The sequence below is a fragment of the Microbacterium soli genome (genome assembly GCF_039539005.1).
Classification (GTDB): Bacteria; Actinomycetota; Actinomycetes; order Actinomycetales; family Microbacteriaceae; genus Microbacterium; species Microbacterium soli.
The window spans coordinates 1,702,536-1,719,055 of record NZ_BAABCP010000001.1 but is presented as its reverse complement, the minus strand read 5'-3'; the positions used below and the strand labels follow the sequence as shown (position 1 = coordinate 1,719,055).

Sequence of the window (16,520 nt, the reverse complement as noted above, 5' to 3'; positions counted from 1 at the left end):
CCGGCCGATGCGTGGCCGGCGCACCCGGGTTCGGGTCCTTACTCGGCGACGCCGGAGGCGACCTCGGCCTCGGTCCAGTACCCCGAGTCGATCAGCAGGCTCTGGATGTTGTCGGCCACGACGATGTCCGACTCCAGCAGGTACGACGGGACGACCTTCACACCGTTGTCGTACGACTCGGTGTCGTTGGGCTCCGGGTCCTCACCCGCGGCGAAGGCCTCCGCCGCAGCCGCGGCCTGGGTCGCGAGCTTGCGGGTGTCCTTGAAGATCGTGGCGTACTGCACGCCCTCGTTGATCATCTTGACCGACGCGACATCGGCATCCTGACCGGAGACGATCGGCAGCCCCTCCTCGAGCGTCGAGCCGTATCCGGCGTTCTCCAGCGCCGTGATCACGCCGCGGGAGATGCCGTCGAACGGCGAGAGGACGCCGTCGAGCGCCTTCGCTCCGCCGTCATAGGTGCTGGTGATGAGGTCCTCCATGCGCTTCTGCGCGATGGCCTGGTCCCAGCGCAGCGTGGAGATGGTGTCGAAGTCGGTCTGACCGGAGCCGACCGTCAGACGGCCGTCGTCGAAGTACGGCTGCAGCGTCTCCATCGCGCCGTTGTAGAAGAAGGTCGCGTTGTTGTCATCGGGCGATCCGGCGAACAGCTCGATGGTCTTGTTCTCGTCGAGCCCCGTCTCCTCGTAGTTCTCATCGAGGTACCCGAGTCCGCGCAGCAGCGACTGGGCCTGCTGGACACCGACCTGGAAGTTGTCGAAGGTGACGTAGAAGTCGACATCCTCCGTGCCGTTGATGAGCCGGTCGTAGGCGATGACCGGGATGCCCTTGCTGGCGGCGTTCTCCAGCTGGGTCGCCAGTGCTGTGCCGTCGATCGACGCGACGATGAGGATGTCCGCACCGTTGGTGATCATCTGGTCCAGCTGCTGCTGCTGACGCGGGATGTCGTCGTTGGCGAACTGCAGGTCGACCTCGTAGCCGGCCTCCTCGAGCTGGGACTTGACGGCGTCGCCGTCGGCGATCCAGCGCTCCGAGGTCTCCGTCGGCATCGCGACGCCGACCAGGAGCTCCTCGGCCGTGCTGTCCCCGCCATCCGCAGCGGGCTCCGTGGAGTCCGAGCCGCAGGCCGTGAGCCCGAGCCCGAGTGCCACCGCCCCGGACAGTGCGATCGTGCGCAGAAGGTTCCGCTTCATCGTGAAGTCTCCTCATCGTCGAGTCCGGCGTCCGCGGACATGTCGCCCGCGGTGCCGAATGGGCCATCGGTTCCCGGTCACGCTCTTCCTCGGGTTTCATGCACCCCGACTGTGACCGGTCACACAAGACTTCCAACCGGCAGTGAATCGTGTCAACCGGCTCGGGGAATGCGTTGCGGTTTCGTGACCTTCTCCGTCCACATCCTTACCGCATGGTCGACGGCGCCTCCCCGCACGCGACGGTGCGCGGCGGCGGCCGACTAGGCTGACGCGCATGACTGCACGGCCTCGGCGTCGCGCGACGATGAAGGACGTCGCCGCGCTGGCCGGCGTATCGCCCAAGACGGTGTCGAACGTCGTGACGGGGGCGTTCGCGGTCAGTGAGGAGACACGGGCGCGCGTCGATCGTGCGATGGCGCAACTGGACTTCGTGCCCAATCTCAGCGCGCGAGGGATGCGCACCGGCCGGTCGGGCACGATCGCCGTGGCGCTGCCGGACCTCGCGACCGCGTATTCGGCGGAGCTGGTGCACAGCCTCGTCGCCGCCGCGCACCGGCGCGGCCTCGCGGTGCAGTTCGAGGAGACCGCACAGTCGCCGGAGCGGGAGGGCGAGCTGCTGGCCCGTGCTCGCCGGCGCCAGGTCGACGGCCTGATCCTCAACCCGGTCCGTCTCGAGGACAGCGTGCTGCACGATGCCGATGATCTGCCGCCGCTGGTGGTGATCGGCGAGGTGGAGCAGCAGCGCGCGGACCACGCCGGCATAGACAGTCGGCTCGCCGCCGCCGAGATCGCGCGGCACGTCCTCTCCCGCGGTGCGCGACGCATCGCGGTGATCGGCGGCGCCACGGCTCGCACGGAGGCGACGGCCACCAGCCGACTGCGACTGGAGGGCGTGCACGATGCGCTCGCGGAGGCGGGGATCGACAGCGACCCGCGCAGGGAGGTCTACCGGATGCCCTGGTCGATGGCCTCCGGAGCCGAGGCCATGCGGGAGCTGCTGGACCGCGGCGTCGAGATCGATGCCGTGATCGCCTTCACCGACTCCTTGGCGTTCGGCGCACTGCACGCGCTCGCGGAAGCCGGCATCCGGGTGCCCGAGGACGTCCTGCTGGCGGGGTTCGACGACGTCGAGCTCTCGGCCTTCACGACCCCGTCACTGACCACCGTGGCGTTCGACCGTGATGCGCTCGCGGAATCCGCGCTCGACCTGCTCGTCTCGCGCATCGACGATCCCACCGCGGCACCGCGGTCGATGACGATCCCCCACCGGCTCCATGAGCGCGACAGTACGGCTGCCGTTCCGCGCGGCCGACCGCACTGACTCCGAGCACGAGCTCCGCACCCTTGCAGCGACCTTCTCCCGATGAGGTCTTGTGCACACGATTACCACGATGTAATGATGGTGCCGTTCACAAAGGAGTGATTGATGACGCCCCCACCCGATCTGACCCGCAGGCAGTTCCTCACCGCCGCCTCTCTGCTGGCGGGCACGGCCGCACTGGCCGGCTGCGCACCGGCATCCGCATCCGGCTCCACCGCCCAGACCCTCCAGTTCTGGCATCTGCTCTCCGGCGGTGACGGCGTCACCATGTCGCAGCTGCTGGACGCCGCCAACGCCGCCCAGGACGCCTACCGCATTCGCCCCACGGTGCTGGCGTGGGGGACGCCCTACTACACGAAGCTCGCGATGGCGGGAGCAGGGGGGCGCGCTCCCGACATCGCGATCATGCACGCGACGCGCGTGGCGGGGTGGGCGCCGGGCGGGCTTCTGGACGACTGGGATCTCGACCGACTCGCCGAGCTCGGCGTGGACGAGTCGACCTTCCCCGCACCGATCTGGCAGAAGGGCATCGTCGGCGGGCGGCGTTTCAGCGTCGCCCTGGACGCGCATCCGTTCGTGCTCATGTTCAACACCGACATCTGCGATGCCGCGGGCGTGCTCGACTCCGACGGCCGGCTGAAGCCGGCCTCCACGCCCGAGCAGTTCCTCGATCAGCTGCGCGAGGTCGGCGCGGTGGCCGGCGGCCACGCGCTGTCGTACGGCTACCTCGGCGACGGCGCGCAGATGTGGCGGCTGTTCTACGGCCTGTACGCACAGCACGGGATGGCCATCGACCTGCCGGTGGGCGGTGAGATGGGCATCGACAGGGATGCCGCGGTCGAGACGCTCATGTTCATGCAGTCGCTGCTGGACGGCGAGATCGCCGCCGCGCAGAACGACTACGGAACCGCGATCGCGGAGTTCGCGACCGGGGAGAGCGGCATGCTGATGACCGGCGTGTGGGAGCTGCGCACCATGCAGAACGCCGGCCTGCCGTTCGACGCCACGATGATCCCGACGATCTACGGCACGCCCGCGGTGTACGCCGACTCCCACTCCTTCGTGCTCCCCCACCAGGCGGACGCCGACGCGCACCGCCGCGATCTGACCTACCGGTTCGTCGCCGACATGCTCCAGGGCTCGTTCGGCTGGGCGGAGGCCGGGCACATCCCGGCGTACCTGCCCGTGACCGAGTCCTCCGAGTACGCGGGGCTGCTGCCGCAGGCGCACTACGCGGAGGCTGCGGAGCACGTGGTCTACGACCCCGAGGCCTGGTTCACCGGCTCCGGCTCCAACTTCCAGGGCGAGTTCGGCGCGGCCGTGCAGGGCGTGCTGCTCAGCGGCGATGATCCCGGCGCGGCGATCGACAGGTTCACCGACCGCGTGAACACGCTGCTCGCCCAGCCCAACCCCGCCGACCCGGAAGGAAGGTGGCAGTGATGACCGCCATCGCGGACACCCATGCGGTCGTCACCGGCCGCAGTGGCGGCGCGGCGCTGCGCACGACCGGCCCCGCACGTCACGAGCAGCTGGTCAGCTGGGCGTTCCTCGCGCCGTTCCTCATCGCCTTCGTGCTGTTCCTCGTCTGGCCCATCGTGCACGGCGTCTACCTGAGCTTCACCGATCAATCGCTGACCGGTCAGGGCGGCGGGTTCGTCGGCTTCGCCAACTACGCCGAGGCGCTGGGCGACCCGGTGATGTGGCAGTCGCTGTGGAACACGGTGTGGTTCACCGTGCTGTCGACCGTGCCGCTCGTCGTCCTCGCCCTGCTCATGGCCGCGCTCGTCGATCGCGGGCTGCCCGGCCAGTGGCTGTGGCGCCTGTCGTTCTTCATGCCGTACCTGCTGGCATCCACCGTCATCTCCCAGATCTGGGTGTGGATCTTCAACCCGCAGATCGGTGCCGCCAACAGCATCCTCGAGGCGGTGGGGCTGGAGCCGATCGCCTGGCTGCAGAACCCCGACACGAACATGCTGTCGATCGTGATCGCCACCGTGTGGTGGACGGTCGGCTTCAACTTCCTGCTGTACCTCGCCGCCATGCAGAACATCCCCTCCCAGCAGTATGAGGCGGCATCGCTGGACGGCGCAGGAGGATGGCGCCAGTTCTGGTCGATCACGCTGCCCCAGCTGGGTCCGGCGACGGTGCTCATCCTGATCCTGCAGATCCTCGCATCGTTGAAGCTGTTCGACCAGGCGTATCAGATGCTCGGCGGAGTCGCGAGCGACACCACCCGCTCGATCGTCCAGTACATCTACGAGGCCGGGTTCGTCAGCTACCGGTTCGGCTTCTCCGCCGCCATCTCCTACGTGTTCTTCGCCCTGATCGTCATCGTCGGCGTCGCCCAGGCCGTCGTGACCCGCCGCAAGAAGGAGCTGTGATGTCCACCGCAACGCTCTCGCCGACCGAAGCCGTCACCGTCGCCCGACCGCGCCGCGCGCGCCGTGCGCACCTGCCGGGAGGGAAGCCGTTCGCCCCGCTGCGGGTGGTGGCGTTCCTCATCCTCGCCGTGCTCGCGGTGGGCTGGCTGCTGCCGTTCCTGTGGGCCGTGGCGACAGGATTCAAGACCGAGACGGATGCCGCCTCCGGCGATCCCTCGTGGATCGGTGCGAGCGGACCGACCCTCGACGCGTTCTCCGCGATCCTGTCCCAGGGCAACGTGTACATCTGGGCCTGGAACAGCCTGCTCACCTCGGTCGCGATCACGGTCATCACCGTGGCGATCTCCGCAGGCGCCGCCTATGCGTTCTCGCGCCTGGACTTCCGCGGGCGCCGCTGGCTGTTCGTCACGATCATCGCGTCGATCGTCGTACCGCCCCAGGTGCTGATCATCCCGCTGTTCTACGAGATGCTGGCCTTCAACATGGTCGACACCTACTGGGGACTCATCCTGCCCCAGGTGGTGGCGCCGGCGATGGTGTTCATCCTGAAGAAGTTCTTCGACGCGGTCCCCATCGAGCTGGAGGACGCCGCGCGCGTGGACGGCGCGAACAGGTTCCGCATCTTCTGGTCGATCGCGCTCCCGCTGTCACGGCCGATCCTGGCATCCGTCGCGATCTTCGTCTTCATCGGCGCCTGGAACAACTTCCTCTGGCCGTTCCTCGTCATCAACGACACCACGCTGATGACGCTGCCGGTGGGCCTGCAGACGGTGATCAGCGCGTACGGTGTGCAGTACGCGCAGGTCATGGCGCAGGCCGTGCTGGCAGCCCTGCCGCTGATCATCATCTTCCTGATCTTCCAGAAGCAGATCGTCAAGGGCGTCGCCACCAGCGGCTTCGGCGGCCAGTAGCCGGTCCGCCGAGCGACGTTCGCCGCCACACCCCCGAGATTCCGACCCGTCCTGAGACCTCGAGACCGCACCGCAAGGAGAACCATGACCCACGCCCGCATCACCATCGACCGCGACTTCACGATCGCCGACGTCCCCCGACGCCTGTTCGGCTCGTTCGTCGAGCACATGGGACGCTGCGTCTACACCGGGATCTTCGAGCCCGGGCATCCCCAGGCCGATGAGCGCGGCTTCCGGAAGGATGTGCTGGCTCTGGTGCGGGAGATGGGTCCGACCGTCGTGCGCTACCCGGGCGGCAACTTCGTCTCCGGGTACCGCTGGGAGGACGGAATCGGCCCGGCCGCCGATCGCCCGGTGCGGATCGACGGCGCCTGGCACACGATCGAGACCAACGCGTTCGGTCTGCACGAGTTCGTCGACTGGGCGCGCGAGGCCGACGTCGAGGTGATGGAGGCCGTGAACCTGGGCACCCGCGGTGTGGAGGCCGCGCGTGCGCTGGTCGAGTACGCCAACCACCCCGGCGGAACGCACTGGTCCGACCTGCGGCGACGCAACGGAGCCGCCGATCCGTTCGACATCAAGCTCTGGTGCTTGGGCAACGAGCTCGACGGCCCCTGGCAGATCGGTCACAAGACCGCGCACGAGTACGGCCGGCTGGCGCAGGAGGCCGCCAAGGCCATGAAGCTCGTCGACGATTCCATCGAGCTGGTCGCGGTCGGGTCCTCGGGCCGCTCGATGCCGACGTTCGGCTCCTGGGAGCACACGGTGCTCACCCATGCCTACGACGAGGTCGACTACATCTCGATGCACGCCTACTACCAGGAGCACGACGGCGACGCGGAGTCGTTCCTCGCCGAGGCCGTGGAGATGGACGCCTTCATCGACGGCGTCGTGGCCACCATCGATGCCGTCAGGGCCGCAGGCAAGCACACCAAGCAGGTGGACATCTCCTTCGACGAATGGAACGTCTGGTATCAGTCCGGGCTCGACACCGACGACCAGCCGCACCGGGTCTCGAAGACGTGGCGCGAGCACCCGCGGCTCATCGAGGACACCTACTCGGTCACGGATGCCGTGGTCGTGGGCACCTTCCTGAACAGCCTGCTGCGGCACGGGGACCGGGTGAAGATCGCCAACCAGGCGCAGCTGGTCAACGTCATCGCCCCGATCCGCTCGGAGGAGGGCGGGTCCGCCTGGCGGCAGACGAGCTTCTGGCCCTTCGAGCGCATGGCGCGGCTGGCCCGCGGACGCATCCTGCAGACCGCCGTGTCGGCATCGCAGATCACCACGAAGCGCTACGGCGACGTGGATGCGGTGGATGCGGCCGCCACGTGGGACGAGGAGTCCGGGCGGGTCGTCGTGTTCGTCGCCAACCGGTCGCTGGTCGACGCGTCGGATCTGACGGTCGATCTGCACGGGTTCAGCGACCTGCGGCTGCTGAAGGCGGAGACGCTGACGATTCCCGAGGGCGGGGACCGTCATACGGCCAATCTCGAGGCGGCTCCGGATGCCGTGCACATGGTGCCGCTGACCGCCGCCGAGGTCGTCGACGGCGCTGTGCGCGCGACCCTGCCTGCGCTGTCGTGGTCGGTCATCGAACTGGGATGAGCACCGGCTGCCGCCGGTGCTCCCGCACCGGTAGCGTTGCGATCGGAGCACGGGGAAGGCAGGACGCATGCGCATCGCACTGACAGGATCATCCGGCAAGCTCGGCAGCGTGGTCGCCCGCGAGCTGCGCGCGAACGGCTGGGATGTGATCGGGATGGACGTCGTGGGCGCCCGCGGCCCGGACTTCGTGCAGGTCGACCTCACCGACTACGGGCAGGTCGTCGACGCGCTCACCGCCGTGGGCGACCTCCATGACGGCATCGACGCCGTGGTGCACCTCGGCGCGATCCCCGCCCCCGGCATCCGTAGCGACGTGGCCACGTTCCACAACAACATGCCGGCCACCTTCAACGTGTTCTGGGCGGCGGCCAGGCTCGGCATCCGACGCATCGTCTACGCGTCCAGCGAGACGGTGCTGGGCCTGCCGTTCGACGTCCCGCCGCCGTACATCCCCGTCGACGAGGAGTATCCGGCGCGACCGGAATCCGTGTACTCGCTCGTGAAGGCCCTGGAGGAGCAGCTGGCGAGGGAGCTCGTGCGCTGGCATCCGGACCTGTCGATCACCGCGCTGCGCTTCTCGAACGTCATGGTGCCCGAGGACTACGCGCAGTTCCCGTCCTTCGACGCCGACCCGTTGCGGCGCAAGTGGAACCTGTGGGGGTACATCGACGCACGGGACGGTGCGCAGGCCGTGGAGCGCGCGCTGCAGGTGGCGGGCCCCGGCTTCGACCGGTTCATCATCGCCGCCGCCGACACCGTCATGTCCCGCCCGAACGGCGAGCTCATCGCGGAGGTTTTCCCCGACGTCCCCGTCACGCGCGAGGTGGGCGAGCACGAGACGCTGCTCTCGATCGATCACGCCAGGGAGGTGCTGGGGTTCGAGCCCCGGCACACCTGGCGCGACCACGTGTGAGGCGGACGACGCCGCCGTCCGCCTCGCCGGCGTCCTCCCCGACCGCTCATCGCGCGGGCCGGGGAGGTCGCCCCCTCACCAGGCCAGCACGCCGTGCTCGTCCTGGAGCGTCCCGGTCGGGCCGTCCGGGCCCTGGGTCGCCAGGCGGACGACCACCTGCGCGCTCTCGGCGACGGGGCGGCCGATGCCGAACGCCGCCGTCATGTCGGTGGCCGTCGATCCCGGCTCGAGGGCGTTGAACCGGATGCCGGGGTTCGCCTTCGCGTACTGCAGGGTCAGCATGCTGGCCGCCGCCTTCGACGCCGAGTAGAGCGGCACCGACAGGCCGTACTCCGGGCGCTCCGGCGTGGTGGCGGCCCAGAACGACCCGGCGCTGCTGGAGACGGTGACCACGCTGGCGCTGTCCGACCTGCGCAGCAGCGGGAGGGCCGCCTCGGTCACGCGCAGCACCCCGATGACGTTGACCTCGAAGGAGCGCGTCGCGGCCGCAGGGTCCCAGCCGGTCTCCAGCACGCCCGCGTTGTTGACCAGCACGTCCAGCAAGCCCTGCTCAGCCTCGATCGCGGCGAGCGCCGCCGCCACGGATGCGTCATCGGTCACATCGAGCTGCACGGTGCGTGCACCGATGTCCTCCGCGACCCTCCTCCCCTGCTCCGCGTCGCGAGCACCCACGTAGACCACGTGCCCGGCCGCCACGAGCTGCCGAGCGGTCTCGAGTCCGATGCCGCGGGTGGCCCCGGTGATGAGTGTTACGGTCATGACCATCCTTCCGAAATAGCGTGCATGCGCACCCTGTTGGCAACGGTATGCACGCCGATCAGCATCAGCCAGGGCCCCGTCTGTCCCTGGCCCCGACAAGACCCGCCACCCCGCGCAACCGCCCGCATCCGTCCGCAGAGCTGCTGCGGGAGGCGCGCAACCCGCTGGGCTCCTACCTGCGCGCGCGGCGGGCGCGCATCACCCCGGAGCAGGCCGGGCTGTCCCGCACGGGGGTGCGCCGCGTCCCCGGGCTCCGGCGGGAGGAGGTGGCACTGCTGGCCGGCATCAGCGCCGACTACTACCTGCGTCTCGAGCGCGGCCGCGACCGCAACCCGTCCGCGCAGGTGCTGGACGCGATAGCCCGTGCGCTCCGGCTCGACGAGGAGAGCGTCGTCCATCTGCATCTGCTGGCCGCGACCTCCGGGCACGGCGGGCATCGGCGGCTCTCCGTGCTCACCCCGCCGGCGAGCACCCTGAACCTGCTGCACGCGCTGTCTCTGCCGGCCTTCGTCGAGGACAGGTACTTCGGCATCCTCGCCGCCAACGCGCACGCCACGGCGCTCTCCCCGAGGCTCGCCGCGGGGCGCAACCAGCTGCGCGATCTGTTCCTGGATCCCGCGGAGCAGTCACTGCTGCCGGAATGGGAGACCATCACCGAGTGCCTCGTGGCGAACCTGCGCCAGACCGCGGGGGCGGACATCGAGGATCCTCGGCTCCTCGAACTGGTCACGGGTCTGCAGGCGCTCAGTCCGCGCTTCCGGATGCTGTGGAGCCGCCATGAGGTGCGAGGGCAGCGCGCCACGACGCTGCGCTTCGCCCATCCCCGGCTCGGCGAGCTGAACCTGCACCGCGAGCGACTCGTCATCGACGGCGTGGAGGACATGACTCTCGTGATGTTCCACCCCGAGGCCGGCTCGCCCGAGGAGGCCGCGCTCGCACGGCTCGCCGTCGAGGAGCCGGTCGCCGTCTGACCCCTCGGAACCCGTTCCCCGTTTCCCGTTCCCGTCGCACTTTCTGTCGCCTCGAGGGCCCTCGAGGCGACAGAAAGTGCGACGGGAGCAGCGAGGTGGAGTGGGGCGGGTCATCGGCGGGCGATCGTGGACCCGCGGATCGCGAGCCGCACCGGGAGATGGCGCACCCCGGCGCCGACGTCGATGCCGTCGATGGCCTCGAACACCTTCTGCGCCGCCTGCCGCCCGAGCTGCTGCAGGTTCGCGTCGATGCTGGTCAGCTCGGGGCGGGAGTTCTCGGCCAGCACCTCCCAGTTGTCGTATCCGATGACGGCCAGGTCGTCGGGAACGGCGCGTCCGAGATCCCGCGCCGAGTCCAGCGCTCCGCGGGCGATCTGATCCGAGCCGCAGAAGATCGCATCGATGTCCGGGTGGCGCTGCAGCAGCAGTGCGGTGGCATCCCGTCCCCAGTGCTCGCTCCATTCCGCGAACATGGGGTCGCCGACCAGCTGCAGCCCGGCATCCGCCAGGGCCTGGCGCGCACCGGTGAGCCGGTCCTGCGCGGCGGCGTAGGACGGGTCGCCGCTGACGTGGGCGATGCGGGTGCGCCCGCAGGCCAGCAGGTGCTCGATCGCCATGCGGCCGCCCGCGACGTTGTCGGGCGTGAGGGACAGGTCCCGCGGGTCGTCCGACGGCGCGTAGGCGTAGACGACGGGGACGGAGATGCCCTGTCCGAGGGAGCTGCGCGGGTCGGTCTGCCGTCCGACGACGATGATGCCGTCCACACGCCTGCTCAACAGCTCGCGGAGGTGATGCTGCTCGCGGATCGCGTCTCCTCGCGCATCGCACAGGAAGACGTTGACGCGGCCGGCGCCGAACGCGTCCTCCGCCCCCATCAGGATCGGCAGCATGAAGCGGCCCTCGAGGTCGCTGGTGAGCAGTCCCACCGTGCCCGTCCTGCCCGCCAACAGCCCGCGCGCCATGGCGTTCGGCGTGAAGGACAGCTCCTCGGCGACCGCGCGGACGCGGGCCCGCGTCGTCGCCGCGACGTCCCCGCGTCCGTTGAGGGCCTTCGAGGCCGTGGCGATCGACACACCCGCACGTGCGGCGACGTCGCTCAACGTGACCGCCTTCGTGCCCGTGTTCTCACCCATGCGCCCTCCCCTTTCGGCAAAGGTTATCGATTCGACCTCTTGACGTCCTGGCGACACTCACGATATACCTGTTCGAAAGGCTTTTCGTTCACTTTCGAAGAACCAGGAGCCACTCAAAGGAGAGTCAGAGGAGCCCCCATGCACATCACACGACACCGCACCGCGCGACGCGCGGGCGCCGTTGCACTGGCAGCGGCGATGATCGCGGGCGGCCTCGCCGCCTGCACCCCGGCCGAGGACGACAGCACCCCCGCCGAGCCCATCTCCGCGACCGGCGCCGACGACGGGTCGACGCTCACCCTGTGGACCAGAGCGCCATTGGAACGGCAGGCCAACCTGCTGGTGGACGCCTACAACGCCTCCCACGAGAATCAGGTCGAGCTGACCGTCGTCCCCAACGACGACTACGTCGCGAAGGTCGGTGCCGCGGCGGGGTCGGGCGGACTGCCCGACCTGTTCGCCGCCGACATCGTGTACGTGCCCAACTGGGCGGGACAAGGTCTGTTCGCCGACATCAGCGAGCAGATCGACGGACTCGACTACAAGGACGCCATCAACCCCGGACACCTCGCGGCGGGGACGCTGGACGGCAAGGAGTACGTCCTCCCCTTCGTGCTCGACCTGTCGATGCTGTTCTGGAACAAGGACCTGTTCGCCGAGGCGGGGCTGGATCCGAACACCGCACCGGCAACGCTCGAGGAGTTCAAGGACGCCGCCCTCGCCGTCCAGGCTCTGAACAAGCCCGACATCTACGGCACGGCCAGCGGCCTGAACTGCGGCGGATGCCTCGTGTTCACCTGGTTCCCGTCCATCTGGGCCTCCGGCGACGAGGTCATGAACCCGGAGGGCACCGAGGCGCTGCTCGACGGCGACGCGGCGCAGGCCGTCTTCGACACCTGGCGCGAGCTCGAGCAGGCGGGCGCCGTCCTGCCCGGCTCCGCGGATGAGACCGGCCCGACCTGGACCGCCGCGTTCAGCGAGGGACGGATCGGCATCATGCCCTTCCCCGCCACGCTGCTCCCCTCCCTCGACTTCGACGCCGGCGTGGCCGGACTGCCCGGAGTCGACGGCGGCGTCTCCACCTTCAACGGCGGTGACGGGATCGGCATCTCGAAGGACTCCACCAAGGCCGACCAGGCGTGGAACTTCCTCAGCTGGATGATGTCGGAAGAGGCTCAGGTGGAGGTCCTCGCCAAGGACGGCAACGCGGTCTCGCGCACCGATCTCGCCGACAACGCCTACGCCGACGACCCGCGCATCGTCACCATCAACGAGGTCGCCGGTCAGGGCCACACGCCCGTGTCGGCGAACTTCCAGCAGGCGTTCAACGCCCCGGGCAGCCCGTGGCTGACGCTGATCCGGAACGCCGTCCTCAACGACACCGGCACGGTCGAGGCCGACAACGACGAGATCACCGCGATCCTCGCGCAGTAGCGGTCATCCGTCGCGGGTTCCGTCGCGCACTGCACGGATGCGGCGGAACCCGCGCCCGGACGACCCGCAGGCCATACGCAGGAGAATCATGACCACGACCATCGCCCCGCCCCGGCGCCGCCACCGGACCCGCAGCGGACTCGGCGGCCCGTTGCAGGGCTGGCTCTACGCCGCGCCCACCGCGGTCTTCGTCGCGCTGCTGTTCATCGTGCCGCTCGTGGTGGTGTTCCAGATGTCGGCATCCGACTGGCCGCTGCTGGGTGGGAACCGCGGCGTGAACCTGCCGGACAACTACGTCGATGCGGTCGGCCACCGACTGTTCTGGGATTCCATCCGCTTCACCCTGCTGTACACGGTCATCACGACCGTCATCCTCATCGCCCTGGGCCTGGGGCTGGCCCTGCTCGTGCAGGAATCGACCCGATGGAAGGGCTTCCTGCGAACGGCCTTCCTCGTCCCCAGCGCCCTGGGCCTCGCATCCGCCTCCCTGCTGTTCTACGTGCTGTACTCGCCGATCGCAGGTCCCTTCGCCGATCTGATGAACTCGTGGGGGATCACCTTCCTCGGCTCGCCGTCCGGCGCGCTGTGGTCGACCATCTTCCTCATCGTCTGGCGGTACGCGGGCTTCTACATGCTGCTCATGCTCGTCGGCCTGCAGGGCATCCCGGACGACGTGTACGAGGCCGCCCGCATCGACGGCGCGAGTCGATGGCAGACCTTCCGGGATGTCACCGTCCCCCTGCTGCGTCCCACGTTCGCGCTGACCACGATCATGTGCGTGACCGGCTCGCTGCTGGCCTTCGAGCAGTTCTACATCCTCACCAAGGGCGGCCCCGACAACAGCACGCTGACCGTCGTGCAGCTCATCTACAACGTCGCCTTCCAGGGGCAGAACAGCCTCGGCATCGCCGGCGCCATCTCGGTGCTCGTCCTGGCCGCTCTCATCATCATCAACATCTTCCAGCTGCGCGCCTTCCGCCGCCCCGAGGAGAGCTGACATGTCCTCGCAGACCCTGACCCGCGCCCTCGTCGCCCCGAACGCGCGGCCGACGGCGCCCCGGCACCGCTCGACCGCGAAGAGGCTCGTCTACGGCATCCCGTACTGGGTGTTCACGACCGCGCTGGCGGTGATCTTCCTCTACCCGCTGATCTGGACGGGCGTGTCCAGCGTCAGCCCGATGGCGGGCACGAGCCAGACCGACGGCTGGGGCTTCGGCAACTACGCCGCGCTCGGCGACTACCAGGCGGGCATCTGGGTGTACCTGTGGAACACCCTGTTCCTCGCGCTGCTGACCGTGGTGCTGACGCTGACCATCTCCCTGCTGGGCGGTTACGCGTTCGCCCGCTTCCGCTTCCCCGGCAAGAACGCGCTGTTCCTGCTCGTGCTCGCGATCCTGATGGTGCCGTACGCGACCCTCCTGATCCCGCTGTACGTCATCCTCAACGCCGTCGGTCTGCAGAACTCGCTGGTGGGCGTGGCCCTCGTGGTGACGATGTTCCAGCTGCCGTTCTCGATGTTCATGATGAGGATCTCGTTCGAGTCCGTCCCCCGGGAGCTGGACGAAGCCGCCCTCGTGGACGGATGCTCCAGCTGGGGCGCGCTGTGGCGGGTGATGCTCCCCGCGGTCAAGCCCGGGATGATCACCGTCGGCCTGTTCGCCTTCCTCACCGCGTGGAACGACTTCTTCGCACCCCTGATCCTCATCAACGACACGAATCGGATGACGCTGCCCCTGGCGGTGGCGAATCTGCGCGGTCAGGTGCAGGGCGTGGTCGACTACGGGGCGACGGAGGCCGGGGTGGTGGTGCTCGCGCTGCCGTGCATCGTCCTGTTCCTCATCCTGCAGCGGCATTACGTCCGCGGCTTCATGTCCGGCGCGTTCAAGGGATGATGATCATGACCTCCACGGCTTCTCCCGTCTTGCCCTCGAGCGGACGGCTGCGCCCGCTCGGCATCGACGAGGTGCGGATCACCGACGGGTTCTGGGCACGACGTCAGCGCATCAACGGACAGGCCACGCTCACGCACATCCAGTCGCGGCTCGAGTCGGAGGGCTGGCTGCCGAACTTCGATCTCGCCGCCGCCGGCACGCTGCCCGCCGGCCGTCGCGGGCGCGAGTTCTCCGACTCCGAGGTGTACAAGCTGCTCGAGGCCATGGCCTGGGAGATCGGGCGCACGGACGATGAGGAGCTGGAGGCCCGGTTCCGGGCGATCGTGCGGCGGGTCGCCGCCGCACAGGAGCCCGACGGCTACCTGAACACGAGATTCGGCCGGCCCGGACAGGGCGAGCGCTGGTCGCAGCTGCAGTGGGGCCACGAGCTGTACTGCCTGGGCCATCTCTTCCAGGCCGCCGTCGCCCGCATCCGCACCCGACCGGATGCCGATGACGGCCTGCGCGAGACGGCGCTGCGCGCCGCGGACCTGGTGTGCCGGGAGTTCGGCGCCCGGGGGCGGGATGCCATCTGCGGGCACGCCGAGGTCGAGGTCGGTCTGGCCGAGCTCGGCCGAGCCGCCGGGCGGCCGGAGTACGTCGCCCAGGCCGCCCTGTTCGTCCAGCGGCACGGCCGCGGCCTGCTGGGCGACATCGAGTGGGGCCGCGGCTACTTCCAGGACGACGTGCCCGTCAGGGCCGCGGAGGCCCTGCGCGGCCATGCGGTGCGCGCCAACTACCTGGCCGCCTCGGCGGTCGACGTGGCTGTCGAGAGCGGGGACGACGAGCTGCTGCACGCGCTGCGCGGTCAATGGGAGCGCACCGTCGAGCGCCGCACCTATCTGACCGGCGGGCAGGGCGCGCACCACCAGGACGAGGCGTTCGGCGAGGACTGGGAGCTGCCGCCCGACCGGGCCTACTCGGAGACCTGCGCGGGGATCGGGTCGATCATGTTCTCGTGGCGCCTGCTGCTGGCCGACGGCGACGAGCGCCGTGCGGATCTCATCGAGCGCACCCTGTACAACGTGGTGGCGACCTCCCCCTCTCCCGACGGCCGCGCGTTCTTCTACGCCAACACACTGCATCGGCGCACCCCGGCGCAGGCGATGGATCCCGATGCGACCTCGCCGCGGGCGTCGTCGTCGCTGCGCGCGCCGTGGTTCGACGTCTCCTGCTGCCCGCCGAACCTCGCCCGCACCTTCGCGAGTCTGGCCGGCTACATCGCGACCGCGGATGACGACGGCGTGCAGGTGCACCAGTACGCGTCGTGCACGGTGCGCACCGTGCTGCCCGACGGCACAATGGTCGCTTTCGAGACGGCCACCGCGTACCCGGCGGACGGTCGCATCCGCATCACGATCGTCGAGGACGGCGAATGGACGCTCGGTCTGCGCGTGCCGGCCTGGGCGCACGGCGCCGCCGTGCGCGTGAACACGGAGCCCGCTGTGGAGGCGGCCCCCGGGATGGTGACGATCCGCCGCGCGTTCGGCGCGGGGGACGTCATCGAGCTCGACCTGCCGGTGACGCCGCGGTTCACGGCGCCGGATCCGCGCGTGGACGCCGTGCGCGGCTGCGTGGCCGTCGAGCGCGGGCCCGAGGTGATGGCCCTGGAGTCCACTGACCTCGGCGCCGATGTCGCCGAAGCCGTCGTGGACACGGCATCCGCCCCCGTCGAGGCGGGTGGGCATGCACGCGTGCGCATCACGCTCCGCGACACCGGTGAATCCCGCGAGATCGCCCTCGTCCCCTACCATTCCTGGGCGCAGCGCGGTCCCTCGACGATGCGGGTGTGGATCCCGACGACCTGACCACTCCCACCCCGTTCCCCGCTCCCGTCGCACTTTCTGTCGCCTCGAGGGCCCTCGAGGCGACAGAAAGTGCGACGGGAAGGAAACCTCGGCCGGGCCGGGCGCACGGGGCGGGCGCTGGGCTCAGAGGCCTCGAGAGCGGCGTCGAGGGCCACGG

14 protein-coding genes are annotated in these 16,520 nt (G+C 69.5%); 11 read left to right on the top strand and 3 right to left on the bottom strand.

Annotation, left to right across the window (positions count from 1 at the left end; translation table 11 throughout):
- Positions 1-38 precede the first annotated feature (38 nt).
- Positions 39-1,193: a multiple monosaccharide ABC transporter substrate-binding protein gene (chvE, locus tag ABD770_RS08025; protein WP_344819015.1), complete on the bottom strand. Its 1,155-nt coding sequence runs from the start codon at positions 1,191-1,193 to the stop codon at positions 39-41.
- Positions 1,194-1,467: 274 nt separating this feature from the next.
- Between chvE and ABD770_RS08020 the strand changes: the two genes are divergently transcribed.
- From ABD770_RS08020 to ABD770_RS07995, 6 genes are all read left to right on the top strand, one after another.
- Positions 1,468-2,514, top strand: a complete 1,047-nt coding sequence (locus ABD770_RS08020) for a LacI family DNA-binding transcriptional regulator (RefSeq protein WP_344819014.1) — start codon at positions 1,468-1,470, stop codon at positions 2,512-2,514.
- Positions 2,515-2,619: 105 nt separating this feature from the next.
- Positions 2,620-3,954, top strand: coding sequence for an extracellular solute-binding protein (locus ABD770_RS08015; RefSeq protein ID WP_344819013.1), 1,335 nt, complete (start codon positions 2,620-2,622; stop codon positions 3,952-3,954).
- The gene (locus ABD770_RS08010; protein ID WP_344819012.1) at positions 3,954-4,895 is read left to right on the top strand and encodes a carbohydrate ABC transporter permease; all 942 of its coding nucleotides are present in this window, start codon (positions 3,954-3,956) and stop codon (positions 4,893-4,895) included. Before ABD770_RS08015 ends, ABD770_RS08010 begins: the two co-directional genes overlap by 1 nt.
- On the top strand, positions 4,895-5,806 hold the full coding sequence (locus ABD770_RS08005) for a carbohydrate ABC transporter permease (RefSeq protein WP_344819010.1): 912 nt from the start codon (positions 4,895-4,897) through the stop codon (positions 5,804-5,806). The genes ABD770_RS08010 and ABD770_RS08005 overlap by 1 nt, the downstream gene beginning before the upstream one ends.
- A gap of 84 nt (positions 5,807-5,890) precedes the next feature.
- On the top strand, positions 5,891-7,414 hold the full coding sequence (arfA, locus tag ABD770_RS08000; RefSeq protein WP_344819008.1) for an arabinosylfuranosidase ArfA: 1,524 nt from the start codon (positions 5,891-5,893) through the stop codon (positions 7,412-7,414).
- A 67-nt stretch (positions 7,415-7,481) separates the two neighbouring features.
- Positions 7,482-8,327: an NAD-dependent epimerase/dehydratase family protein gene (locus ABD770_RS07995; protein ID WP_344819007.1), complete on the top strand. Its 846-nt coding sequence runs from the start codon at positions 7,482-7,484 to the stop codon at positions 8,325-8,327.
- 75 nt (positions 8,328-8,402) lie between these two features.
- On the opposite strand, the gene ABD770_RS07990 is transcribed toward ABD770_RS07995, so the two are convergent.
- On the bottom strand, positions 8,403-9,086 hold the full coding sequence (locus ABD770_RS07990) for an SDR family NAD(P)-dependent oxidoreductase (RefSeq protein WP_344819006.1): 684 nt from the start codon (positions 9,084-9,086) through the stop codon (positions 8,403-8,405).
- Positions 9,087-9,133: 47 nt separating this feature from the next.
- On the opposite strand from ABD770_RS07990, the gene ABD770_RS07985 reads away from it, so the two are divergent.
- Complete coding sequence (locus ABD770_RS07985; RefSeq protein WP_344819005.1) at positions 9,134-10,057, top strand: helix-turn-helix domain-containing protein; 924 nt, start codon at positions 9,134-9,136, stop codon at positions 10,055-10,057.
- Positions 10,058-10,167: 110 nt separating this feature from the next.
- Here ABD770_RS07985 and ABD770_RS07980 read toward each other — a convergent pair whose 3' ends face one another.
- Entirely contained in the window at positions 10,168-11,190 is a 1,023-nt protein-coding gene (locus ABD770_RS07980; RefSeq protein ID WP_344819004.1) for a LacI family DNA-binding transcriptional regulator, read from the bottom strand.
- Between the two features lie 138 nt (positions 11,191-11,328).
- Between ABD770_RS07980 and ABD770_RS07975 the strand changes: the two genes are divergently transcribed.
- The 4 genes from ABD770_RS07975 to ABD770_RS07960 all read left to right on the top strand — a co-directional run bounded on the left by ABD770_RS07975 (position 11,329) and on the right by ABD770_RS07960 (position 16,363).
- A complete protein-coding gene (locus ABD770_RS07975) occupies positions 11,329-12,624 on the top strand; it encodes an ABC transporter substrate-binding protein (RefSeq protein WP_344819003.1) in 1,296 nt (431 codons plus the stop codon).
- An 88-nt stretch (positions 12,625-12,712) separates the two neighbouring features.
- Positions 12,713-13,621 carry a carbohydrate ABC transporter permease gene (locus ABD770_RS07970; RefSeq protein ID WP_344819002.1) on the top strand — a complete coding sequence of 303 codons (909 nt, stop codon included), beginning with the start codon at positions 12,713-12,715 and terminating at the stop codon, positions 13,619-13,621.
- A gap of 1 nt (position 13,622) precedes the next feature.
- Positions 13,623-14,516: a carbohydrate ABC transporter permease gene (locus ABD770_RS07965; RefSeq protein ID WP_344819001.1), complete on the top strand. Its 894-nt coding sequence runs from the start codon at positions 13,623-13,625 to the stop codon at positions 14,514-14,516.
- Entirely contained in the window at positions 14,516-16,363 is a 1,848-nt protein-coding gene (locus ABD770_RS07960) for a glycoside hydrolase family 127 protein (protein WP_344819890.1), read from the top strand. The genes ABD770_RS07965 and ABD770_RS07960 overlap by 1 nt, the downstream gene beginning before the upstream one ends.
- Positions 16,364-16,520 lie beyond the last annotated feature (157 nt).